The sequence below is a fragment of the Pigmentiphaga sp. YJ18 genome, assembly GCF_038066655.1.
In the GTDB taxonomy this organism is placed as follows: Bacteria; Pseudomonadota; Gammaproteobacteria; order Burkholderiales; family Burkholderiaceae_B; genus Pigmentiphaga.
On sequence record NZ_JBBUKU010000002.1, the window covers coordinates 350,058 to 373,359 of the forward strand.

A 23,302-nucleotide genomic window follows, 5' to 3' on the forward strand; every position below is an offset into this window, starting at 1 on the left:
GCGCGCGGGGCTAGTCCCCGCGCAGCGCCGTGCCGTGCGCGCGGCTGCCTATCACCAGGTCGAGGTCCGGGTGGGTGCGGTGGTTGTGGCGGTTCCAGCCCATGATCAGCAGCATGAGGCAGGCTACCAGCGTGCCGAAGATGATGATGATGGTGTTGATGGGAATCTGCATGCCCAGCATCAGCGAATAAACCGCCACCATCAGCAGGATGTTCAACTGCTCGTTGAAGTTCTGGACCGCGATCGAGTGGCCGGCCGACAGCAGCACGTGGCCCCGGTGCTGGAGCAAGGCGTTCATCGGCACGACGAAGAAGCCCCCCAGGCCGCCGATGGCGATCAGCAGCGCATAGACGAACCAGGGTTCGTAGGCCAGCGGCATCAGCATCACGACCAGGCCCATCACCACCCCCATGGGCAGCACGGCCAGCGCATGGTGCAGCGGCACCTTGCCGGCCAGCGTGGCGCCCAGGATGGTCCCTACCGACGCCACGCCCATCAGGATGGAGGCCTTGTTCAGCGGCAGCCCCAACTGCACGCGCCCCCATTCGATCACGATCAGCTGCAGCGTCGCGCCGGCCCCCCAGAACAGGGTGGTCACCGCCAGCGAGATCTGGCCCAGCTTGTCGCGCCACAGCGTGGCCACGAAGCAGCCGAAGGTGGTCATGAGCCTGATGGGGTTGCGCTGCTGGCGCGGGTAGCACACGCCGGTGGACGGGATGAGCAGGTTGAAGAAGGCGGCCACCAGGTACACCAGCGCGATGACCATGATGGCGGCCTCGGCCGGCGTCTGGATGTCGGGGCCGAAGCCGGGGCTGAGGTCCAGCGACAGCAGCCAGGCCGAGACCTTGGGGCTGATGAGCGCGCCGCCCAGGACCACGCCCAGGATGATGGACACCACGGTCAGCCCTTCGATCCAGCTGTTGCCCTTGACGAGCTGCTCGGGCGGCAGCAGTTCGGTGATGATGCCGTACTTGGCGGGCGAGTAGGCCGCCGCGCCTATGCCCACCAGCGCGTAGGCCGCGCACACCGTATAGACCTGGTGGTGGTCGGCCAGCCCGAAGCTGGCATGGGCGAACATGGTCAGGCAGCCGATGATCTTCACCGAGTTGGTGGCGAACATCACGCGGCCCTTGGGGAAGGAGTCCGCGAACGCGCCCACGAAGGCGGCCAGCAGGACATAGGCCAGGGCGAACGACCACTTGATCATGGGCGTCATCCAGTCCGGTCCGTCCAACTGCTGGATCAACGCGATCGCGGCGATGAAAAGCGCATTGTCGGCGAGCGAGGAAAAAAACTGCGCCGCCATGATCAGGTAAAAGCCGCGTTTCATCGGTAGGCGTGGACTCGTGTGCCTTTGAGTGGATCGGAAAGTGCCTCACTCGGGGCACTACGGCAGGAATGCGTGCCGCGCATCGTAGCGCAGGTTCCGCATCGCGTCCCGGCCGATCCGGTGGTAGTTACCCGCGGATATTGCTGCCGGGCGCGAATTCCTGCAGTTGCACGGCGGGCTGCGGTGTCCACCCGGGTTGGCGGTGCTCGGCGACGACGTTGGTGAAGATGCCGCCGCGCACGTACCACTTGGCGGTGATCCGCATGAAGCGCGGGGACAGCGCGCGCACGAGGTCGTCCAGGATCTCGTTGGTGACCGCTTCGTGGAACTTGCCTTCGTTGCGGAAGCTCCAGGCGTAGAGCTTCAGGCTCTTGAGCTCGACGCACAGCTGGTCGGGGATGTAGTCGATGATCAGCAGGGCGAAGTCCGGCTGTCCGGTCATCGGGCACAGGCAGGTGAATTCGGGCACCTCGATGTGGATCTGGAAGTCGCGCCCCGGGCTGGGGTTGGCGAAGGTGTCTAGGCTCTTGCTGGGTTGAGAGGGCATGTCTCTTGCGATCTATACGTAACGAAAATGAAAAAACAGGCTGGGCGGCGGCTCCTGGCGTAACCTTGCCGATGACCCTTTGGTATTATACGAAGGTGTATGGGCCCCACCCCCTCCGCGCTTCGCGCGGCCCCCTCAAGGGGGCGGCACTGGCGGACCGGCGGAGCCGGATCCTCGGTGCCCTGAGTCGGAGGTAGGGCGCGTTTTGCCATATCCGACCGGCTCGGGAGCGGATCGGTTCCTTTTCCTGTCTTTTTAAGCGAAGCTTCGTTTCCGGTGCGACTTACCCAGATCAAACTCGCAGGTTTCAAGTCGTTCGTCGACCCCACGTCCATCCAGGTGCCGAGCCAGCTGGTCGGCGTGGTGGGGCCCAATGGCTGCGGAAAGTCCAACATCATCGATGCCGTGCGCTGGGTCCTGGGCGAATCCAAGGCCTCCGAGCTGCGCGGCGAGTCCATGCAGGACGTGATCTTCAACGGATCGGTCAACCGCAAGCCGGCGGCGCGGTCCTCGGTCGAACTGGTGTTCGACAATGCCGAGGGCCGGGCGTCCGGACAATGGAGCCAGTACGGCGAAATCGCCGTCAAGCGCGTGCTGACCCGCGACGGCACCAGCAGCTATTTCGTCAACAACCAGCAGGTCCGCCGCCGCGACATCCATGACATCTTCCTGGGCACCGGCCTGGGGGCGCGCGGCTACGCCATCATCGGCCAGGGCATGATCTCGCGCATCATCGAGGCCCGGCCCGACGAACTGCGCGTGTTCCTGGAAGAGGCCGCCGGCGTGTCGCGCTACAAGGAACGCCGCCGCGAGACCGAGAACCGCCTGTCCGACACGCGCGAGAACATGACCCGGGTCGAGGACATCCTGCGCGAACTGGCCACCCAGCTCGAAAAGCTCGAGGCGCAGGCCGAGGTCGCCCAGCGCTACCAGGGATTCCAGGCGGAAAGCGAACAGAAGCAGCGTTTCCTGTGGCTGCTGAAGAAGCGCGAGGCCGACGGCGACCGCATGAAGCACGCGCTGGCCATCGAACAGGCCCAGACCGACCTCGAGGCCGCCATGGCCGGCCTGCGCAAGCTGGAGTCCGACCTGGAGGGCACGCGCCAGGCGCACTATGCCGCCAGTGATGCCGTCCATGCCGCGCAGGGCGGGCTGTACGAGGCGAATGCCGAGGTCAGCCGGCTCGAGGCCGAGATCAAGTACGTGGTCGAGGCCCGCAACCGCATGCAGGCCCAACTGGCGCAGCTGCAACAGCAGATCGCCCAGTGGAACGAGCAGCACGAGACCGGCAGCGACCAGCTGGCGCAGGCCGAGGAAGACCTGGCCGTGGGCGAGGCCCGGGCCGAGGAAGCGCGCATCGTGGCCGAAGAGGCGCAGGCCCAGTTGCCCGACGTCGAGGCCAAGGTGCGCGATGCCGCGTCCGGCTTGTCCGAGCTGCGCGGCGCGTTGTCCCAGGTCGAGCAGAACCTGGCCCTGACCGCCCAGGAGCAGCGCGAAGCCGACCGCCAGTTGCAGGCCCTGGCGCAGCGCCGCGAGCGCCTGGAGCAGGAAGAACGCAACCTGCAGCGCCCCGATCCGGTGCGGCTGGAACAATTGACGGGCGACCTGGCCGATACCGAGCAGCGCGTCGAGCATGCCCGGCAGGAACTGTCCACGCTGGACGCCCAGCTGCCGCAGGTCGATGCCGGCCGCCGCCAGGCCCAGGAGCTGGTGCAGAAGGAAGCGGCCGCCGTCTCGCAGATCGAGGCCCGGCTCTCGGCCCTGACCCGCTTGCAGCAGGACGTGCAGAAGCAGGGCGCGCTGCATCCCTGGCTGGAAAAGCATGAACTGACGCAGCTCGGCCGCCTGTGGCAGAAGCTGCATATCGAGCCCGGCTGGGAAACGGCGCTGGAAGCCGTGCTGCGCGAGCGGCTGGCCGCGCTGGAAGTCAGCAATCTCGAATGGGCCAAGGCTTTCTTCGGCGACTCGCCGCCCGCGCGGCTGGCCTTCTACCAGATGCCGCCGGCCACGGCGCCGGCCGCCGCGCCGGCGGCGCTGACGCCGTTGGCCTCGCTGTTGCGCATCACCGATCCGGGCCTGCGTTCCCTGATGGCCGACTGGCTGCGCGACGTCTACACGGCCGCCGACGCCACCCAGGCGCTGGCCGCGCGCACCCAGCTGCCCGAGGGCGGCCAGTTCGTGGTCAAGGAAGGGCACCTGATCGGGCACAACAGCGTCCGTTTCTACGCCCCCGATTCCGAGCAGGCCGGCATGCTGGCGCGCCAGCAGGAGATCGAGAACCTGCAACGCCAGTTGAAGGCGCAGCAGCTCATCGCCGACGAGGCCCGCTCCGCCGTGGCGCGCGCGGAAGCCGGCTACCAGCAGGTGGCCCAGGCCTTGCCCGCCTCACGCCAGCGCCTGGCCGAGGTCACCCAACGGCTGCACGCCATCCAGCTCGAGCATTCCAAGCTGTCGCAGCAGGCTGCCCAGTCCGAGGAACGCGCCGGGCGCATCCGCGAAGAACGCGCCGAGCTGGAAGCCCAGGAAGAAGAAGCCCGCATCCGCAAGGAAGAGGCCGAAGGCCGCTTCGAGATCCTGGATACCCAGCTGGGCGACAAGCAGTCCGCGTTCGAGGACGCGCAGATGGCCCAGGAACAACGCGAAGCCGACGTCCAGCGCGCGCGCGACCGCCTGCGCGAACTCGAACGGTCGGCCCAGGAGGCCAGCTTCGCCGAGCGGGGCCTGCGCGCCCGCATCGACGAACTGCGCCGCAGCCTGCAACTGGCGGGCGAGCAAAGCCAGCGCGCCGCCACCGAGGCCGAGCGGGTGCAGCAGGAACTGCGCGTGCTGGACGACGCGGCGGCCCAGGCCGGCCTGCAATCCGCGCTCGAATTGCGCAGCGAGCGCGAACAGGTGCTGAACCGCGCCCGCATCGAGATGGATACCCTGGCCGCGCAACTGCGCGCGGCCGACGAGCAGCGCCTGGGCATCGAGCGTTCGCTCGAGCCGCTGCGCAGCCGCATCACCGAGCTGCAACTGAAGGAACAGGCGGCCCGCCTGGCGCAGGAACAATATGCCGAGCAACTGGCCGGGCAGGAACTGGACCTGGCGGCGCTGGGCGAGCAGCTCGACGCGCTGCCCAAGGAGTGGCAGCGTCCCAACTGGCTGCAGGCGGAAGTGCAGCGCTTGGCCCGCGAGGTCGCCGCCCTGGGCGCGGTCAACCTGGCCGCGCTGGACGAGCTGAACGCCTCGCGCGAACGCAAGACCTATCTGGATGCCCAGCAGGCCGACCTGCAGTCCGCCATCGACACGCTCGAGGACGCCATCCGCAAGATCGACCGCGAGACGCGCCAGTTGCTGCAGGAAACCTTCGATACCGTCAACCGCAACTTCGGCGAACTCTTCCCGTCGCTGTTCGGCGGCGGCGAGGCCAAGCTCGTGATGACCGGCGAAGAAATCCTGGACGCCGGCGTGCAGGTCATGGCCCAGCCTCCGGGCAAGCGCAACAGCACCATCCACCTGCTGTCCGGCGGCGAGAAGGCCCTGACCGCCACCGCGCTGGTGTTCGCCATGTTCAAGCTCAACCCGGCGCCGTTCTGCCTGCTGGACGAGGTCGACGCGCCGCTGGACGACGCCAACACCGAGCGCTACGCGAACCTGGTGCGCCGGATGAGCGAACAGACCCAGTTCCTGTTCATCTCGCACAACAAGATCGCGATGGAAATGGCGCACCAGCTGGTTGGCGTGACCATGCAGGAGCAGGGCGTCTCTCGCATCGTGGCCGTCGACATCGACTCGGCCATGCAACTTGCCGTCGAGGCCGCCTGATGAGCCGGCAGCCCGCGAACCGGCACTCTTTCCACCATGCCCCGCCATCGGGAACACACCAATGAGTGATCTACAAACCGGGCTCATCGCCCTTGGCGTTCTGGCCATCGTCGTCGTGCTTGGACTGAACTGGTGGCAGGACCGCCGCGCCCGCAAGCAGATACAGGACGGCTTCCCGGATTCGGGCAAGGACCCCTTGCTGCACGGCATCGAAGCGGGCCTGCCCAAGGCGGAAGGCGTACGCCGCGAGCCGGGGCTCGGCGCGGCGGAAGCCGCCGAGGCCAACATCGTCGGGGGCATGGACGCACCGGTGGAGGGCGCGGCCGCGGTGCAGCAGCACGACACCGACGAGGCCGACGAGGCCTGCGAGACCGTCATCGACGTCTCCTTCCTGGAGCCCGTGCCGGGCGACGAACTGGCGGCCTTCACGCAGGGCATCCGCCACGCCGGCCAGAAATCGCTGCGCGTATTCGCGGAAACCGCCGAGGGTTCGCATCGCTCCGCCATCCGCGGCGGCGAGAACTATGCGTCGGTCCAGGTGGCCGTGCTGCTGGCCAATCGCAGCGGTCCGCTCAGCGCCGGCGAATGGGCCGAGGCGCTGTCGCGCTCGCGCGTGTTGGCCGATCGGTTCGACGGTACGGTGGAAGCCAGCGATACCCAGGCGGTGCTGGATCGCGCCAACAAGCTCGATGCGGTGTGCGCCGCGCTCGACGCGCAGGTCGGCTTGACCCTGGTGGCCAGCAGCCGCCGCTGGTCCTCGGGCGACGTGCTGACCGCCGCCCGTGAAGCCGGTTTCTCGTCCATCCACGACGGCCGCCTGCCCTGGGTCGACCAGGACGGCGCGATCCGCTTCACGCTGGGCCGCAGCGACGGCGTGTCGCTGGGTTCGGCCGGACCGGCCACCATCGGCCAGCTCAGCCTGATCCTGGACGTGCCCCGCGCGCCCGCCCATGAGCACGCCTTCGCGCAGATGGCCCAGGTCGCCCGCGGGCTGGCCACGCGCCTGGAAGCCACGGTGGTCGACGACAACGGCCGGCCGCTGGCGGACGGCGCCGAGGCGGCCATCGACAAGCAACTGCTGGCGCTGTATGCGCGGCTGGAGCAGTCCGGCCTGAAGGCCGGTTCGGTGCGTGCCCTGAGGGTATTCGGATAAGGCACGCAGGCGGAGTGGATATGGTGTCGGGGGTCGATCGGGAAAACCAGGCCATGCAGCGGGCGGCGCAGTTGCGCCAGGAGCTGGCCGTGCACAACGCCCGTTACTACGTGATGGACGATCCGCTGATCAGCGACGCCGAGTACGACGCGCTGTTCGCGGAGCTGGTCAAGCTCGAGCAGGAGTTCCCGCTCCTGGCCACGCCCGATTCCCCCACCCAGCGGGTGGGGGGCGCGCCGCTGTCGGCTTTCGGCTCGGTGCGCCACGCGGTGTCCATGCTGTCCCTGAACAATGCCTTCGACGACGAGGACATCCAGGCCTTCGACAAGCGGGTGCGCGACGGCCTGGAAACGGAATCCGCCGTCGAGTACGCCTGTGAACTGAAGCTGGACGGACTGGCCGTCAGCCTGCGCTACGAAGACGGCAAGTTTGCACGGGCCGCGACGCGGGGCGATGGCCAGACGGGCGAAGACATCACCGCCAACATCCGGACCATACGATCCATCCCGCTCACCTTGGCGGGCCCCGTGCCCGACGTGCTGGAGGTTCGCGGCGAGGTGCTGCTGTTCCGCAAGGATTTCGAGCGCCTGAACGACGCCCAGCGCGAAGCCGGCGAGAAAGTCTTCATCAATCCCCGCAATGCCGCGGCGGGCAGCCTGAGGCAGCTCGATCCGCGCATCACCGCCCGCCGTCCGCTGCGATTCTTCGCCTACGGCTGGGGCGAGATACGCGGCAGCCTACCGGGCAAGGAGGCCCGTGCCGACGCGCCGCCCTTCGATACCCACATGGGCATGCTGGACTGGCTGCAGGAATTGGGCATGCCGGTCAACCGCGAGCGCCAGCTGGTGTCGGACGCGGCCGGTTTGCTGGAGTTCTACCGGCGGGTCGAGGGGCTGCGAGCCTCGCTGCCCTATGACATCGACGGCGTGGTCTACAAGGTCAACGCGCTCGAGGCGCAGCGCGCGCTGGGGTTCGTTTCGCGCGCGCCGCGCTTCGCCGTCGCGCACAAGTTTCCGGCCGAGGAAGCCACCACCGAGCTGCTCGGCATCGAGGTGCAGGTCGGCCGCACCGGGGCCATCACACCCGTGGCGCGGCTCAAGCCGGTGTTCGTGGGCGGCGTCACGGTCACCAACGCGACGCTGCACAACGAGGACGAGATCGAGCGCAAGGACGTGCGCATCGGCGATACGGTGGTGGTCCGCCGCGCCGGGGACGTCATTCCCGAGGTCGTGACGCCGGTGCTGGACAAGCGTCCCGCCAACGCCCGCAAGTTCGTCATGCCCAGCCAGTGCCCGGTGTGCGGATCGGCCATCGAGCGGCCCGAGGACGAGATCATCGCGCGCTGCACCGGCGGCCTGTTCTGCGCCGCGCAGCGCAAGCAGGCGCTGTGGCATGCCGCCCAGCGCCGCGCGCTGGACATCGAAGGGCTGGGCGAGAAACTGATCGACCAGCTGGTCGAACGCGGCCGCGTGCACACGCTGGCCGACCTCTACACGCTGAACGAGGAAGAACTGGCCGGCATGGACCGCATGGGCGAGAAGTCCGCGCGCAACCTGGTCGAGTCCATCGCCGCGACCCGTACACCGCCGCTGGGCCGGTTTCTTTTCGCGCTGGGCATACGGCACGTGGGCGAGTCCACGGCCCGCGACCTGGCGCGCCATTTCGGCAACCTGGACGCGGTCATGAACGCGGCCGAGGCCGAACTGCTGGCGGTGCCGGACGTCGGACCCGTGGTGGCCGCGTCCATTTTTCGCTTCTTCGCCGAACCGCACAACCGCGAGGTCGTGGCCGACCTGCTGCGCAACGGCGTGACGCCCGGCACGGAAACCGTCGTGGACCGCACGGCGGGCCCCATAGGCGGCAAGATCTTCGTGCTGACCGGCACGCTGCCCACGCTGGCCCGCGAGGACGCGGCCGAACTGATACGCGCCGCCGGCGGCAAGGTCACCGGCTCGGTATCCAAGAAGACCCACTATGTCGTCGCCGGCGCCGACGCCGGCGGCAAGCTCGCCAAGGCCCAGGAGCTCGGCATCGCCGTGCTCGACGAAGACGGCCTGAAGGCCTTGCTGCAGTCTTGACAGGGCGAAGCGCCGCTTCGCGGGAAGGAAAACCATGCAGGCAATCATCGGAGGCACCGGCCTCTACCATTTGACCGGGCTCGTCGTGACGCGCCGCCAGGTCGTGCGCACGCCCTATGGCGAACCTTCAGGGGCGCTGACCTACGGCCGCATCGGCGACGGCGCGGAAATCGTCTTCCTGGCCCGCCATGGATACGGCCATACGCTGGCCCCGCACCGCATCAACTATCGCGCCAACCTCTGGGCCCTGCACGAGGTCGGGGTGCGGCGCATCGTGTCGGTGGCGACGGTGGGCGGCATCACGGGTCCTCTCGTGCCCGGCGTCATCGTCGTGCCCGACCAGATCATCGACTACACCACCGAACGGCCCCGCACCTTCTTCGAAGGCGGCGACCAGCCGGTGGCGCACGTGGACATGACCCAGCCCTACGGGACCGCCATGCGGCACGACCTGCTGGAATCGGCGCGGACCTGCGGGATAGACGTGGTCGATGGCGGCGTCTATGGCTGCACGCAGGGCCCGCGGCTGGAGACCGCCGCGGAAATCCGCCGCATGGGGCGGGACGGCTGCGACATGGTGGGCATGACCGGCATGCCCGAGGCGGCCCTGGCGCGGGAACTCGACCTGGATTATGCAGCCCTGTGCCTCGTCACCAACGATGCCGCGGGCCAGCGCGCCAGCGTGGGCGAGATTTCCATGCAGGGCATGCGCGTGGTGGTGGACGACAGCATGCAGAACGTCCACCGCATCCTCGGCCAGCTGGTAGGTGCCAACTGCGCCGACGGAGCCGCGTGATTCGTCAGTGATTCCGGGCACCGCGGATCCGGCTTCGCCGGTCCGCCAGTGCCGCCCCTGGGCCCGGCGCCGGGCCGCCCCAAGGCGGGCCCAGCCGCCATCGGGGGGCTGCCGCGTAGCGGCTGGGGGCCCACGACTCAGGGCGCGCGTCAGCGCGTAGGGGGGGATTTACTATAGGCCTTCGGCCTTGAGCGCCGCCTGCACGGCGGGGCGCTGCGCGATGCGCTCGCGGAAGGCCACGATGGCGGGCCAGCGCGACAGGTCGTAGTTCAGGCGCGAGGCCCAGCCGGTGGTCACGAACAGGTAGATGTCGGCCACGGAAAAACCGCCGGGCATCAGGTATTCGCGCTGCGACAGTTCGCTTTGCACGTAGTCCAGGCGCGTGGCCAGGATCTGGCGGAACACGTCCTTGCCTTCCTCGCTCAGCGCGGGCTTGAACATGGGCGAGAAACCCTTGTGGATCTCGGTGGCGATGAACACCAGCCAGGTTTGCAGCGCGTAGCGCTCGGCGCTGTCGGGCGGGGGCGCCAGCTTGCGCGCCGGCACGAGGTCCGCGACGTATTGCAGCAGCACGGCCAGCTCGGTCATCACCACGCCGGGGGACACTTCCAGCGCCGGCACGTAGCCCTTGGGGTTGACCTTGCGGAAGTCCTGGCCGGTCTCGGTGGTCTTGGCCTTGAGGTCGACCTTTTCCCAGGTGAAGTCGATGCCTGCCTCGCGCAGGGCGATGTGGGGGGCCTGGGAGCAGGCGCCGGGGGAGTAGTAGAGTTTCATGTGGCCTCGATGAAAGGGGGGTAGAGCGGCTATTCTCTCACCGCTTGCCAGCTTTCACCGCAGCGTGTGCTCCATTTCGGCCTCGTCGTACAGTTCGACCGGCACCGGCTTCACGTTCCAGATCTGCTCGGCGTATTCGCGGATGCTGCGGTCCGACGAGAACTTGCCCGAGCGCGCGGTATTCAGGATGGACATGCGCGTCCAGCTTTCGGTGTCGCGATAGGCCTGGCTGACGAGATCCTGGCATTCGATGTAGGACTGGTAGTCCGCCAGCAGCAGGTAGGGGTCGTGCCGCAGCAGGTCGTCGACCAGCGGCCGGAACAGTTCGGTGTCGCCGCGCGAGAAGAAGCCGCTCTGGATCAGGTCGAGGCAGGTCCGCAGTTCGCTGTGGCTGTGGTAGTAGTCGCCGGGGTGGTAGCCCGCGGTCTTGATGTGGCGCACTTCCGCGGCGGTATGGCCGAACAGGAAGAAGTTCTCGGCCCCGACCTGGTCGCGCAGCTCGATGTTGGCGCCATCCATGGTGCCTATGGTCAGCGCTCCGTTCATCGCGAATTTCATGTTGCCGGTGCCCGAGGCTTCCTTGCCCGCCAGCGAGATCTGCTCGGACAGCTCGGCGGCCGGATAGATGCATTGGCCCTGAGTGACGTTGAAGTTGGGGATGAACACCACCTTGAGCAGGTCGCGCACGTCGGGATCGTTGTTGACCACTTCGCCCACCGAGGTGATGAGCTTGATCATCAGCTTGGCCGTGTGATAGCCGGGCGCGGCCTTGCCGCCGAAAATGAAGGTACGGGGCAGGGGGTCGCGCGCCCGGCCGGACTTCAGGCGGTGGTACAGGGTGACGATGTGCAGGACCGCCAGGTGCTGGCGCTTGTATTCGTGGATGCGCTTGACCAGCACGTCGAACATCGAGTCGGGATCGACCTTCACGCCCGTGCGGCGCAGGATCAGCGCGGCCAGATCCACCTTGTTGGCGCGCTTGACCGCGCGCCATTCCTGCCGGAAGGCGGCATCGTCGATGTAGTCCTCGATCAGGCGGATGCGGGGCAGGTCGGTCACCCAGCCGTCGCCGATGGCGCCGGTCACCAGCGAGGTCAGCCGCGGATTGCTCAGGACCAGCCAGCGGCGCGGCGTGACGCCGTTGGTGACGTTGGTGAACTTCTCGGGCCACATCTCGTAGAAGTCCTTCAGCAGTCCGTGCTTGAGCAGGTCCGAGTGCAGTTCGGCCACGCCGTTGATGGCATGGCTGCCGACGCAGGCCAGATGCGCCATGCGCACGTAGCGCTCGCCGCTTTCGTCGATCAGCGACAGGCGGGAGATGCGGGACTCGTCCCCCAGGAAATGGATGCGCACGTCATTCAGGAAGCGCGCGTTGATCTCGTAGATCAGTTCCAGGTGGCGCGGCAGGATGCGCTGGAACAGGTCCAGCGGCCAGCGTTCCAGCGCCTCGGGCAGCAGCGTGTGGTTGGTGTACGAGAAGCAGCGCGTGGTGATGCTCCAGGCCTGGTCCCACGGCAGCAGGTGCTCGTCCACCAGCAGCCGCATCAGTTCTGCGATGGCGATGGCCGGGTGCGTGTCGTTGAGCTGGATGGCGAACTTCCTGTCGAAGTCGCCGATGGCGCCGCCCCGGGCGAGGTGGATGCGCAGCATGTCCTGCAGCGAGCACGACACGAAGAAATACTGCTGCTCCAGCCGCAGTTCCTTGCCCTGGGTGGTTTCGTCGTTGGGGTAGAGCACCTTGGTCAGGTTCTCGGACGTCACCTTCTTGTTGACCGCGCCCAGGTAGTCGCCCTGGTTGAAGACGGAAAAGTCGAAGGATTCGGTGGCCTCCGCCCGCCACAGGCGCAGCGTGTTGGTGGTGTTGACGCGGTAGCCGGGGATGGGCGAATCGAACGGCACGCCCACCACGGTCTTCTCGGGGGCCCAGCGCACGCGCAGGTAGCCGGCGTCGTCGGTGTACTGCTCGGTGTGGCCGCCCAGCTTGATCTCCACCGCCCATTCGGCGCGCTGGATTTCCCAGGGGTTGCCGTAGCGCAGCCACTTGTCGGTGTTCTCGACCTGCCAGCCGTCGATGATGGTCTGGAAGAAGATGCCGTATTCGTAGCGGATGCCATAGCCGAAGGCCGGGATCTGCCCGGTAGCCAGCGAATCCAGGAAGCAGGCGGCCAGGCGGCCCAGGCCGCCGTTGCCCAGGCCGGGCTCTTCTTCCTGGCGCAGGATCTCGCCGAAATCCAGCTTCAGTTCGGCCAGGGCCTCGCGCACGCTGTCGGCGATGCCCAGGTTGATCAGGTGGTTGCCCAGGTGCGGGCCCATCAGGAATTCGGCCGACAGGTAGGCGACGGTGCGCGGCGCGCTCTGGTTGTACTGGGCCGTGCTGCTGATCCAGCGCTGCAGGCTGCGATCGCGTATCGCATGGGCCAGGGCCAGGTAGAAGTCGTTCTTGCCCGAGATCTTCGGAAACTTGCCTATCGTGTAGAGCAGGTGGTCGAAGAAGGCGCGCTTCAGGCTTTCCTTGGAGAACGACGTGCGGTCGTCATCGTCATTGGCCGGCAGGGGAACGGGTGCGGACACGTGCGGAGCTCCCATCGGTACGCCGCCCCAGGAGCAGGGCAACCCGGCTATTGTTGCTTTTGGGATCCGGACGGCGCAAGCCGCGCTTTCAATTGGTTAAGCATGCGACAGCCCCGTGAACGGGGCTGGGCCCTAGTCATTGCAGCGCTTCCAGCAGGTCCTGCTCGAACTGGATCTGGCTGCGCGCGTTGTTCAGCGCGTCGCCGTCGATCAGGAAGGTGTCCTCGACCCGTTCGCCCAGCGTCATGACCTTGGCGGTCTTGAGGTTGATGCCGTGCTTGACGAAGGTGCGCGCCAGCGCGTGCAGCAGCCCGGTCCGGTCGGAGGCGGTCACGCTTAGTATCCACGACTGTCCGCGCTCGTCCGGCCGCAGTTCGATCGCGGGCGTGATCGGGAACATGCGCGACTGCCGCGACTGGCGGGGGCCGAGCGGCACGGTCTGGCCGGCCGCGGCGGGGCCGGCGGCATTGGGCGTGGCCAGCCGCTGGGTCAGTTCGTGTTCGACCAGGCTCAGCAGCGAGCGCTGCTCGCTGGGCGTGCCCTGGGCCAGCACGATGAAGCTGTCCAGCGCCCAGCCGTGGCGGGTGGTGTGAATGCGGGCGTCCTGGATGCTGAGATGCCGTTCGTCGAAATAGCCGCAGATGCGGGCGAACAGGTCGGGCTGGTCCTTGACGTAGGCCACGATCTGCAGGCCTTCGCCGATGGGCGCCAGACGGGCGCGCACGATGGGTGCCTCGCTGTTGACCTTGTTGTACAGGTGCCGGGTCTGCCAGGCGATCTCGGGGGCCTCGTGGCGCAGGAAATAGGCCACGTCCAACTGCTTCCACAGGGCCTCGTGGGCGTCCTCCGTCAGTCCCGCCAGCCGCAGCGCGCCCAGCGCCTCTTCCTTGCGGTTTTCCAGGATGGCGCGGGAGTCGGGGATCTCGCCGCCCAGCGCTCGTCGTGTCTTGACGAACAGGTCCTCGAGCAGCTTGCCTTTCCAGGCGTTCCAGACCTTGGGGCTGGTGCCGCGTATGTCGGCCACGGTCAGCAGGTAGAGCGCGGTCAGGTGCCGCGTGTCGCCCACCAGCGCCGCGAATTCCTGGATGACCTGCGGATCCGACAAGTCCTTCTTCTGCGCCACCGACGACAGCGTCAGGTGCTGGCGCACCAGGAATTCCAGCAGCGCCGCGTCGTCCTTGGCCAGGCCGTGCTCGCGCGCGAACTTGCGCGCTTCGGCCGCGCCCAGCTCGGAGTGGTCGCCGCCGCGGCCCTTGGCGATGTCGTGGAACAGGGCCGCCGCGTACAGGATCCAGTGGCCGTCGAAATTCGCGATCAACTGGCTGCACAGCGGGTATTCGTGCGCGTGCTCGGGCATCGTGAAGCGGCGCAGGTTGCGCACCACCATCAGGATGTGCTGGTCCACGGTGTAGGCATGGAACAGGTCGTGCTGCATCTGGCCGACGATGCGGCGGAAGGGCAGCAGATAGCGCGGCAGGATGCTGAGTTCGTTCATCCTGCGCAGTTCATGCACGATGCCGCGCTGCTGTTGCAGGATGGACAGGAACAGATGGCGGTTGACCGGATTGCGCCGGAACTGGGCATCGATGCGCCGGCGCGCGTGCCAGATGGCGCGCAGCATGCGGGCCGACATGCCCTTGAGCGCGGGCTGCTGCTGCATGACCAGGAAGGCGCGCAGCAGCAGCGTCGGGTTGCGCTCGAAGGCGTCGTCCCGGTACATGTCCAGCCGTTCGTGTAGGCTGCGGAAATCCTCGTCGATGGGCTGGGCCTCTTCGCCGGGCCGCGCGAACAGGCGCTCTTCCAGGTTCTGGACCAGGATGGTATTGAGCTGGGTGACCAGCTTGGCCGCCCAGTAGTACCGCTGCATCAGCATTTCGCTGGGGCGGCGCGCGCCGCCGGCCTCGATGCCGTACACCTTGGCCATGGCCGGCTGGATGTCGAACACCAGCCTGTCCTCGCGGCGCCCGGTCAGCAGGTGCAGTTCGATGCGCAGGCGCTTGAAGGCCTGCTCGGCGCGCCGCAGGTGGCGCGCCTCGTCGGCCGTCAGCAGCCCCGCGCGGGCCACCTGGGCCCAGGTCTTGCCGAAGCCCGCCGCCCGCGCCATCCACAGGATGACCTGCAGGTCGCGCAGGCCGCCGGGCGATTCCTTGCAATTGGGTTCCAGCGCGTACGGCGTGTAGTTGTACTTGGTGTGCCGCTGCTGCATCTCCAGCTGTTTGTCGTGGAAGAAGGCGCGCTTGTCCAGCCGGCCGCGCATCGCGGTCTCGAACTGGCGCATCAGCGTCCGGCTGCCGGCCAGGTAGCGGGCCTCAAGCAGCGCCGTCTCCACGGTGATGTCCCGGGCCGCCTCGGCCATGCATTCTTCCACCGTGCGGACGCTGTGGCCGGGTTCCAGCCCGATGTCCCACAGCGCCGTGATCAGCCCGCCTATCCTGGCCTCGTCCTCGGCGCCGGGCGGCTGGCGCAGCAGCACCAGCACGTCCACGTCGGAATAGGGGTACAGCTCGCCCCGGCCGTAGCCGCCCACGGCCGCCAGCGTCGCACCCTCGGGCAGCGGATGGCGTTCCAGCAGCGCCAGCAGCGTGCGGTCGACGATGCGCCGCAGCTCCGTCAGCAGCCCGTCGGCGCGCAGGTTCTCGCGGTAGGTGGCGATCGCGCGTTCGCGCGCCGCCCGCATGGTGTTGCGCAAGTCCTGCAGTTCGTTCAGGGCGGGCGAGGTCAGCGTGGCGGTGGACATGGGGAAGGCGGGTCAGGCGGCCTTGGCGGCGACGAAGCTGGGCGGGGCGGGCATGCCGGGCGAGACGGTCAGGGTCTCGTAGCCCGTGTCCGTCACCACCACCGTGTGTTCCCACTGGGCCGACAGGCTGTGGTCCCGGGTCACGATGGTCCAGCCGTCGGCCAGTTCGCGGATTTCCCGGCGTCCGGCGTTGATCATGGGTTCCACCGTGAAGATCATGCCGGGCAGCAGCTCGATGCCGGTGCCGGGCTTGCCGTAGTGCAGCACCTGCGGATCTTCGTGGAAGACCTGGCCGATGCCGTGGCCGCAGAACTCCCGGACCACGCTGTAGCCATGGGCTTCGGCATGTTTCTGGATGGCGTGGCCGATGTCGCCCAGATGGGCGCCGGGCCGGACCTGCTCGATGCCCAGCCACATGCATTCGTAGGTGACCTGCGCGAGGCGGCGCGCCAGGATGGACGGTTCGCCGGCGAAGAACATCCGGCTCGTGTCGCCGTGCCAGCCGTCCTTGATGATGGTGACGTCGATATTGAGCGAGTCGCCGTTCTTCAGGACCTTGTCTCCGGGTATGCCGTGGCAGACCTGGTGGTTGACCGAGGTACAGATCGCCCCGGTGAAGGGCGGGTAGCCCGGCGGCGCATAGCCGATCGTGGCCGACTTCACCTTCAGTTCGTCGGTCATGTATTCCAGGCAGAGCCGGTCCAGTTCGCCGGTGGTCACGCCCGGCTTGACGTGGGGCGCGATGAAATCCAGCACGCTGGCCGCCGTCCGGCAGGCCTCGCGCATTTTCCCGATTTCCTCGGCCGACTTGATGGTGATGCTCATGATCTGCTTCCCGCGCTGTGTGCGCTCCATTATGGCCCCGGACCGCCCGTCGCGACCCCGCAGCCAGCCTGGAACGCCCTCCGAAGGGGGCGTGGCGAGGCTTTCTTGTAACAGGAAGCGACGAAGGCCAGGGCCGGGCCGGGCAGGTCGCTTGAGCAGGTGGTCCGGAAAATAGTAGAATTATAGGCTTCCTGTGATTTCAGGAAGTTTTTCAACGCTATTTTCAACCGCGCGCCGTGTCGTCCAGGGTGCCGGCCGGGCCTCATGTGGCCGGGCGGGTGCTGATACGGTGCAAGACCCAACCCTCGGAGTTAATATGTCCGTTAGCATGCGCGAAATGCTGGAAGCCGGTGTCCACTTCGGCCACCAAACCCGCTTCTGGAACCCCAAGATGGCCCCCTATATCTTCGGCCATCGCAACAAGATCCACATCATCAACCTCGAGAAGACCCTGGCCTTGTACCAGGACGCTCTGAAGTTCGTGCGTCAACTGTCGGCCCGTGGCGGCACGATCCTGTTCGTCAGCACCAAGCGCGCGGCTCGCGAGATCATCGCCGAGGAAGCGCAGCGCTGCGGCATGCCCTACGTCGACAGCCGCTGGCTGGGCGGCATGCTGACCAACTTCAAGACGGTCAAGACCTCGATCAAGCGCCTGAAGGACATGGAAGCCATGCAGGCCGAGGGCGCGACCGAGCGCATGAGCAAGAAAGAAGCGCTGATGTTCCAGCGCGAGCTCGAGAAGCTGAACAAGTCCATCGGCGGCATCAAGGACATGAACGGCCTGCCGGACGCGATCTTCATCATCGACGTCGGGTATCACAAAATTACCGTCACCGAAGCCAAGGCGCTTAACATTCCGGTCGTCGCCGTGGTCGATACTAACCACTCGCCGGACGGCGTGGCCCATGTCATCCCGGGCAATGACGACTCGTCCAAGGCGATCGCCCTGTACGCCCGTGGCGTGGCCGACGCCGTGGCCGAAGGCCGCGAGCAGGCCCTGCAAGGCGTGGTCGATGCCGTGACCGAAGGCGGCGACGAGTTCGTGGAAGTCGAAGGCGAGGAATAAGGTCCCCCCCTACGCGCTTGCGCGCGCCCCCCAGGGGGCGATGCGGGTGGACCGGAAGGGAAACCCACCCCCTACGCCCTTCGGGCGCCCCCTCAAGGGGGCGATGCGGGTGGACCGGCGGAGCCGGATCCACCGCATCCTGGGTCTGGGCCGGGGCTGGGCTTTCGCAGGTGAATGCTTGAAGGGGCCTTGTGCCCCTTCTTTTTAGTCAAACTATATTTCCGCCTTTGTGAAGGGCGGAAGATGTCAGGAGTAATCATGGCCGAAATTACCGCAGCAATGGTCAAGGAACTGCGCGAGAAGACCGACGCGCCCATGATGGAGTGCAAGAAGGCGCTGACCGAGGCCGGTGGCGACCTGGCCAAGGCCGAGGAAATCCTGCGCGTAAAGCTGGGCAGCAAGGCCAGCAAGGCCGCCGCCCGCGTCACCGCCGAAGGCCTGGTGGCCCTGTATGTCTCGGCCGATGCCAAGACCGGCGTCGCCGTCGAAGTCAACAGCGAAACCGATTTCGTGGCCAAGAACGACGATTTCGTCCAGTTCGCCAACGATATCGCCGAGCTGATCGCCAAGGCCAACCCGGCCGACGTCGCGGCCCTGTCCGAGCTGGCGTTCCGTGACGGCACCGTGGAAAGCGTGCGTACCGCCCTGGTCGGCAAGATCGGCGAGAACATCTCCATCCGCCGCTTCACCCGCATCGCGACCGAGAACAAGCTGGCCCAGTACGTGCACGGCGGCCGCATCGGCGTGCTGGTCGAGTACTCCGGCGACGAAACGTTGGGCAAGGACATCGCCATGCACGTCGCAGCCACCAAGCCGAAGGCGCTGGACGCCTCGGGCGTGTCGCAGGACGACATCCAGCGCGAGCGTTCGGTGGCCGAGCAGAAGGCCGCCGAATCGGGCAAGCCCGCCGACATCGTCGCCAAGATGGTCGAAGGTTCGGTCCAGAAGTTCCTGAAAGAGGTTACGCTGTTGTCGCAACCGTTCGTCAAGGACGACAAGCAGACCGTGCAGCAGGTGCTCAAGGCCAAGAACTCCGCCGTCCAGCAGTTCGTGCTGTACGTCGTGGGCGAAGGCATCGAGAAGAAGGTCACCGACTTCGCCGCCGAAGTCGCTGCCCAGGCTGCTGCTGCTAAAAGCTGACCCCTGTAGTTTGACCCCCCCTACGCGCTTGCGCGCGCCCCCCGGGGGGGCGGCCTCGAGGGACCGGCGGAGCCGGATCCCTCGTGCCTCGTCTGGGGGAAGTGGGGCTGTTGTAAAGATGTAGATGTGACGCAGCGCAGAAGGGTGGGCCTCTGCGGGCGGAGAAGGGCCGGATGTCGGCGATTGCGCGGGAGCATGTATGACGGTGGAAATGAACGCATCTGGAACGAAAACGGGGGCGTACAAGCGCGTCCTGCTCAAGCTGTCGGGCGAGGCCCTGATGGGTGACGATGCGTTCGGTATCAACCGCGCGACCATCGGCCGCATGGTCGAGGAAATCGCCGAAGTGGCCGAGTCGGGCGTCGAGCTGGCGCTGGTCATCGGCGGCGGCAACATCTTCCGCGGCGTGGCGCCGGGTGCCCAGGGCATGGACCGCGCCACCGCCGACTACATGGGCATGATGGCCACCATCATGAACTCGCTGGCGCTGCAGGATGCGCTCAAGCGCCGCGGCGTCGATGCCCGCGTGCAGTCCGCGCTGACCATCGAACAGGTGGTCGAGCCCTACATCCGCCCCAAGGCCCTGCGCTACCTGGAAGAGGGCAAGGTCGTGATCTTCGCGGCCGGCACGGGCAACCCGTTCTTCACCACCGATACGGCCGCCGCCCTGCGCGGCGCCGAGGTCGGTGCCGAAATCGTATTGAAGGCAACCAAGGTCGACGGCATCTATTCCGCCGATCCCAAGAAGGATCCCACGGCCACGCGCTACAGCCGCATCAGCTTCGACGAGGCCATCGTGCGTCGCCTGGAAGTGATGGATGCGACGGCGTTCGCGCTGTGCCGCGACCAGAAGCTGCCGATCAAGGTTTTTTCGATCAACAAGCCTGGCGCCCTGAAGCGCGTCGTCGCGGGCGACGACGAAGGCACGCTGGTGCACGTTTGATCGATTGTTCAGCATTTAGGAGACCGCAATGAGCGCTTCCGACGTCAAGAAAAACGCCGAGACCAAGATGGGCAAGTCCATCGACACCCTGAAGGGCAGTCTCGCGAAGATCCGTACGGGTCGTGCCCATGCCGGCATACTGGACCACGTCCAGGTCGAGTACTACGGCTCCATGGTGCCGCTGAGCCAGGTCGCCAACGTGAGCGTGCTCGATGCGCGCACCCTGAGCGTCCAGGCCTGGGAAAAGAAAATGGCGCAGGTGGTCGAGAAGGCCATCCGCGAATCCGACCTGGGGCTCAATCCCCAGTCCATGGGCGACTTGATCCGCGTGCCGATGCCGGCGCTGACCGAAGAGCGCCGCCGCGAACTGACCAAGGTGGTCAAGGGCGAGGGCGAGGATGCCAAGGTCGCCGTGCGCAACCTGCGCCGCGACGCCAACGAACAGCTCAAGCGCCTGGTCAAGGACAAGGAAATCTCCGAGGACGAAGAGCGCCGCGCGCAGGACGACGTCCAGAAGCTGACCGACCGTTTCGTCGCCGAGATCGACAAGGTGGTCACGCAGAAAGAAGCGGAGATCATGACGGTTTGAATTCCGCCATGTACATTCGGTCCCAGCGGAGCTGACATGGCCCTGAGTTCAACCCTCGGTGTTCCCCGTACCGACGCCGTGCCCAGGCATGTGGCGATCATCATGGACGGCAACGGCCGCTGGGCCACGCAGCGCTTCCTGCCCCGCGTGGCGGGCCACAAGAAGGGCGTGGATGCCGTCAGGGCGGTGGTGGAAGCCTGCGCCGCCCGCGGCGTCGAATACCTGACCCTGTTCGCCTTCAGTTCCGAGAACTGGCGCCGGCCGGCCGACGAGGTCTCGCTGCTGATGCGCTTGTTCGTCCATGCGCTGGAGCGGGAAGTCGCCCGGCTGGCCCGCAACGGCATCAAGCTCAAGGTCGTGGGCGACGTCAGCGCGTTCGAACCCCGGCTGCGCGAGCTGATCGCCGACGTGGAAGCGCGTACCAGCGGCAACGACCGCCTGACGCTGACCATCGCCGCCAACTACGGCGGACGCTGGGACATCCTGGAGGCCACGCGCCGCCTGCTGGCCGCCCGTCCGGACCTGGCCGCCCATCCCGAGCAACTGGACGAGGCCATGCTGTCGCCGTACCTGTCGATGGCCTACGCGCCCGAGCCGGACCTGTTCATCCGCACCGGCGGCGAAAAGCGCATCTCCAACTTCCTGGTCTGGCAACTGGCCTATACCGAGCTGTATTTCACCGATTGCTTCTGGCCCGATTTCGATGCCGAGCAACTGGACCTGGCGTGCAAGTCGTATCGCAGCCGCGAACGCCGCTTCGGCCGTACCAGCGCCCAGCTGAAGGCGCCGGCGGACGTCTCCTCCAACGGCGGCTGAGTCCATGCTCGGGCAACGCGTCGTCACCGCCATCGTCCTGCTGATCGTCCTGGTCGCCGTGCTGGCGGTTGCCGATCCGCGGCCCTTCGAGATATTGATGGCCGTGTTCGTGGGCTGCGCGCTGTGGGAGTGGTGGCGCCTGACGCTGTCGCCTCGCGGCGGCACCGGCCGCGCGCACCTGCCCGCCATCGCGGCGGGCGTGATACTGGGCGCGGCGCTGATCGCCTGGCGCTGGAACAGCGGCGGCGCCGACCTGTCGGCCGGGCCCGCCGGCGATGCCTGGCGCGGCCTGTGGATCGCCGTCTCGGCGGTCTGGCTGGGCCTTCTGGTGCCCATGCTGTTCCGCGCCAGTCCCGACGCCGAGCCCCGCAACCCGTGGCTGACCATGCTGGCGCCGTTCGCGCTGCTGGCCGCCTGGTCGGCGCTGACCGCGGCGTTCGCGCGCGGCGTGCCGTTCCTGCTGACCCTGATGGCGGTGGTCTGGATCGCCGACATCTCCGCCTATTTCGTCGGCCGGGCACTGGGACGCAACAAGCTGGCGCCGCACATCAGCCCGGGCAAGACCCGCGAGGGCGCGCTGGGCGGCATCGTCTGCGTGGCGGTCTTCGTGCTGGCCTGCGGCTTCTTCCCCGGCACCTTCGGCGCCGCCCTGGTCGCGCGCTGGGGATGGGCCGGGGCGCTGATCCTGGCGGTGGTGCTGGCGGCGCTGTCCATCGCGGGCGACCTGTTCGAATCGCTGATCAAGCGGCGCGCCGGCATCAAGGATTCCAGCAGCCTGCTGCCGGGCCATGGCGGCGTGCTGGATCGCATCGATGCCCTGATTCCCGTCCTGCCGCTGGCCGTCCTGCTGTCATGACCTTCCGTACCGTCACCCTACTGGGCGCCACCGGCTCCATCGGCGCCAGCACGCTGGACGTGATCGCGCGCCATCCTCAGCGCTACCGCGTCCATGCCCTGAGCGCCCACAGCCGCATGGAGCAGCTTGCCGCCCAGGCGGAAGCCAGCCAGGCCGCCGTCGTGGTGGTGCCCGACGACGCGGCGCGCCAGCGTTTCGTCGACGCCTGGCGGGGCCGGGCACGGCTGCCCGAGATCCGCGTGGGCGCAGAGGCGCTGGCCGAGACCGCCGCCGACGAGGCCAGCGACACGGTCATGGCCGCCATCGTGGGCGCCGCAGGGCTGCCTTCGGCGCTGGCGGCCGCCAGCGCGGGCAAGCGGGTGCTGCTGGCCAACAAGGAAGCCCTGGTGGTGGCGGGGCGCCTGTTCATGGACGCGGTGCGCGACAACGGCGCCGAACTCCTGCCTATCGACAGCGAACACAACGCCATCTTCCAGTGCCTGCCGCATGGCGCCCGTGCTTCGGCGGCCCAGGCGCCGGCGCCGGGCGTGCGCCGGCTGCTGCTTACCGCCTCCGGCGGCCCGTTCCGCACCCGGCCGCTGGACAGCCTGGCGGACGTCACGCCGGACCAGGCCTGTGCCCATCCCAATTGGTCCATGGGGCGCAAGATCTCGGTCGATTCGGCCACCATGCTGAACAAGGGGCTGGAGGTCATCGAGGCGCACTGGCTGTTCGCGATGCCGCCGGAGCGCATCGACGTCGTGGTCCACCCGCAAAGCGTGATCCATTCCATGGTCGAGTACGACGACGGCTCGGTGCTGGCGCAACTCGGCCATCCCGACATGCGCACCCCCATCGCGTACGGCCTGGCGTTTCCCGAACGCATCGCCACGGGCGTGGGGCCGCTCGACCTGGCCCGCCTGGGCCGGCTGGACTTCGAGGCCCCTGACCTGGCCCGTTTCCCCTGCCTGCGGCTGGCCTTCGAGGCGCTGCGCGCGGGGCAGGGTGCCTGCGTGGCCCTGAATGCCGCCAACGAAGTGGCGGTCGAGGCTTTCCTGCGGGGCGCCGCCCCCTATCCGGCAATCGCGGCTATCATCGAGACCGTGCTGGATGGCGCATGGACGAGCGTGGCGGGCCGGCTGGGCAGCCTGGATGGCTTGCTCGACCTGGATGGCGAGGCCCGCGCACGGGCCCGCGAGGCCCTGGCCCGGAACGCCGGGACGGGCCGCTAGGAGGCGCGCTTGCCGCGCCGCCAGGCTCCCGGTCACCGGCCTTTGGCCGATAATCCTGTCATG

Annotated in this window: 17 protein-coding genes; 11 read left to right on the forward strand and 6 right to left on the reverse strand. The window is 67.5% G+C overall.

Features of this window, described 5'->3' with window-relative positions; all coding sequences use genetic code 11:
• Positions 1-10 precede the first annotated feature (10 nt).
• Together lplT and queF are read right to left on the reverse strand one after the other, a co-directional pair.
• The gene (gene lplT / locus WKR98_RS15410) at positions 11-1,330 is read right to left on the reverse strand and encodes a lysophospholipid transporter LplT (protein WP_124689729.1); all 1,320 of its coding nucleotides are present in this window, start codon (positions 1,328-1,330) and stop codon (positions 11-13) included.
• A 127-nt stretch (positions 1,331-1,457) separates the two neighbouring features.
• Positions 1,458-1,877 (reverse strand): preQ(1) synthase, encoded by a 420-nt coding sequence (gene queF / locus WKR98_RS15415; protein ID WP_341433995.1) that lies wholly within the window; start codon positions 1,875-1,877, stop codon positions 1,458-1,460.
• A 276-nt stretch (positions 1,878-2,153) separates the two neighbouring features.
• On the opposite strand from queF, the gene smc reads away from it, so the two are divergent.
• The 4 genes from smc (at position 2,154) to WKR98_RS15435 (ending at position 9,711) form a co-directional block, all read left to right on the forward strand.
• Entirely contained in the window at positions 2,154-5,684 is a 3,531-nt protein-coding gene (gene smc, locus WKR98_RS15420) for a chromosome segregation protein SMC (protein ID WP_341433996.1), read from the forward strand.
• Positions 5,685-5,745: 61 nt separating this feature from the next.
• Complete coding sequence (locus tag WKR98_RS15425) at positions 5,746-6,837, forward strand: cell division protein ZipA C-terminal FtsZ-binding domain-containing protein (RefSeq protein WP_124689726.1); 1,092 nt, start codon at positions 5,746-5,748, stop codon at positions 6,835-6,837.
• Between the two features lie 20 nt (positions 6,838-6,857).
• Positions 6,858-8,915: an NAD-dependent DNA ligase LigA gene (ligA, locus tag WKR98_RS15430; protein ID WP_341433997.1), complete on the forward strand. Its 2,058-nt coding sequence runs from the start codon at positions 6,858-6,860 to the stop codon at positions 8,913-8,915.
• Positions 8,916-8,949: 34 nt separating this feature from the next.
• Complete coding sequence (locus tag WKR98_RS15435) at positions 8,950-9,711, forward strand: S-methyl-5'-thioinosine phosphorylase (RefSeq protein WP_341433998.1); 762 nt, start codon at positions 8,950-8,952, stop codon at positions 9,709-9,711.
• A 171-nt stretch (positions 9,712-9,882) separates the two neighbouring features.
• Here the strand turns inward: WKR98_RS15435 and gstA are convergent, their stop codons facing one another.
• From gstA to map, 4 genes are all read right to left on the reverse strand, one after another.
• Entirely contained in the window at positions 9,883-10,485 is a 603-nt protein-coding gene (gene gstA / locus WKR98_RS15440; protein WP_341433999.1) for a glutathione transferase GstA, read from the reverse strand.
• A 54-nt stretch (positions 10,486-10,539) separates the two neighbouring features.
• Positions 10,540-13,056: a glycogen/starch/alpha-glucan phosphorylase gene (locus WKR98_RS15445; RefSeq protein WP_445936100.1), complete on the reverse strand. Its 2,517-nt coding sequence runs from the start codon at positions 13,054-13,056 to the stop codon at positions 10,540-10,542.
• A 136-nt stretch (positions 13,057-13,192) separates the two neighbouring features.
• Positions 13,193-15,793, reverse strand: coding sequence for a [protein-PII] uridylyltransferase (locus WKR98_RS15450; protein ID WP_341434001.1), 2,601 nt, complete (start codon positions 15,791-15,793; stop codon positions 13,193-13,195).
• 12 nt (positions 15,794-15,805) lie between these two features.
• Positions 15,806-16,618 carry a type I methionyl aminopeptidase gene (gene map / locus WKR98_RS15455; protein ID WP_124689720.1) on the reverse strand — a complete coding sequence of 271 codons (813 nt, stop codon included), beginning with the start codon at positions 16,616-16,618 and terminating at the stop codon, positions 15,806-15,808.
• Between the two features lie 316 nt (positions 16,619-16,934).
• On the opposite strand from map, the gene rpsB reads away from it, so the two are divergent.
• From rpsB to WKR98_RS15490, 7 genes are all read left to right on the forward strand, one after another.
• Positions 16,935-17,684 (forward strand): 30S ribosomal protein S2, encoded by a 750-nt coding sequence (gene rpsB, locus WKR98_RS15460; RefSeq protein WP_124689719.1) that lies wholly within the window; start codon positions 16,935-16,937, stop codon positions 17,682-17,684.
• Positions 17,685-17,942: 258 nt separating this feature from the next.
• The gene (gene tsf / locus WKR98_RS15465) at positions 17,943-18,824 is read left to right on the forward strand and encodes a translation elongation factor Ts (protein ID WP_124689718.1); all 882 of its coding nucleotides are present in this window, start codon (positions 17,943-17,945) and stop codon (positions 18,822-18,824) included.
• 211 nt (positions 18,825-19,035) lie between these two features.
• On the forward strand, positions 19,036-19,767 hold the full coding sequence (pyrH, locus tag WKR98_RS15470; RefSeq protein ID WP_124689717.1) for a UMP kinase: 732 nt from the start codon (positions 19,036-19,038) through the stop codon (positions 19,765-19,767).
• Between the two features lie 28 nt (positions 19,768-19,795).
• Complete coding sequence (gene frr, locus WKR98_RS15475; RefSeq protein ID WP_124689716.1) at positions 19,796-20,356, forward strand: ribosome recycling factor; 561 nt, start codon at positions 19,796-19,798, stop codon at positions 20,354-20,356.
• A gap of 36 nt (positions 20,357-20,392) precedes the next feature.
• Positions 20,393-21,172 carry a polyprenyl diphosphate synthase gene (gene uppS / locus WKR98_RS15480; protein WP_124689715.1) on the forward strand — a complete coding sequence of 260 codons (780 nt, stop codon included), beginning with the start codon at positions 20,393-20,395 and terminating at the stop codon, positions 21,170-21,172.
• Positions 21,173-21,176: 4 nt separating this feature from the next.
• Positions 21,177-22,028 carry a phosphatidate cytidylyltransferase gene (locus WKR98_RS15485; protein ID WP_341434002.1) on the forward strand — a complete coding sequence of 284 codons (852 nt, stop codon included), beginning with the start codon at positions 21,177-21,179 and terminating at the stop codon, positions 22,026-22,028.
• A complete protein-coding gene (locus tag WKR98_RS15490; RefSeq protein WP_341434003.1) occupies positions 22,025-23,239 on the forward strand; it encodes a 1-deoxy-D-xylulose-5-phosphate reductoisomerase in 1,215 nt (404 codons plus the stop codon). The genes WKR98_RS15485 and WKR98_RS15490 overlap by 4 nt, the downstream gene beginning before the upstream one ends.
• Positions 23,240-23,302 lie beyond the last annotated feature (63 nt).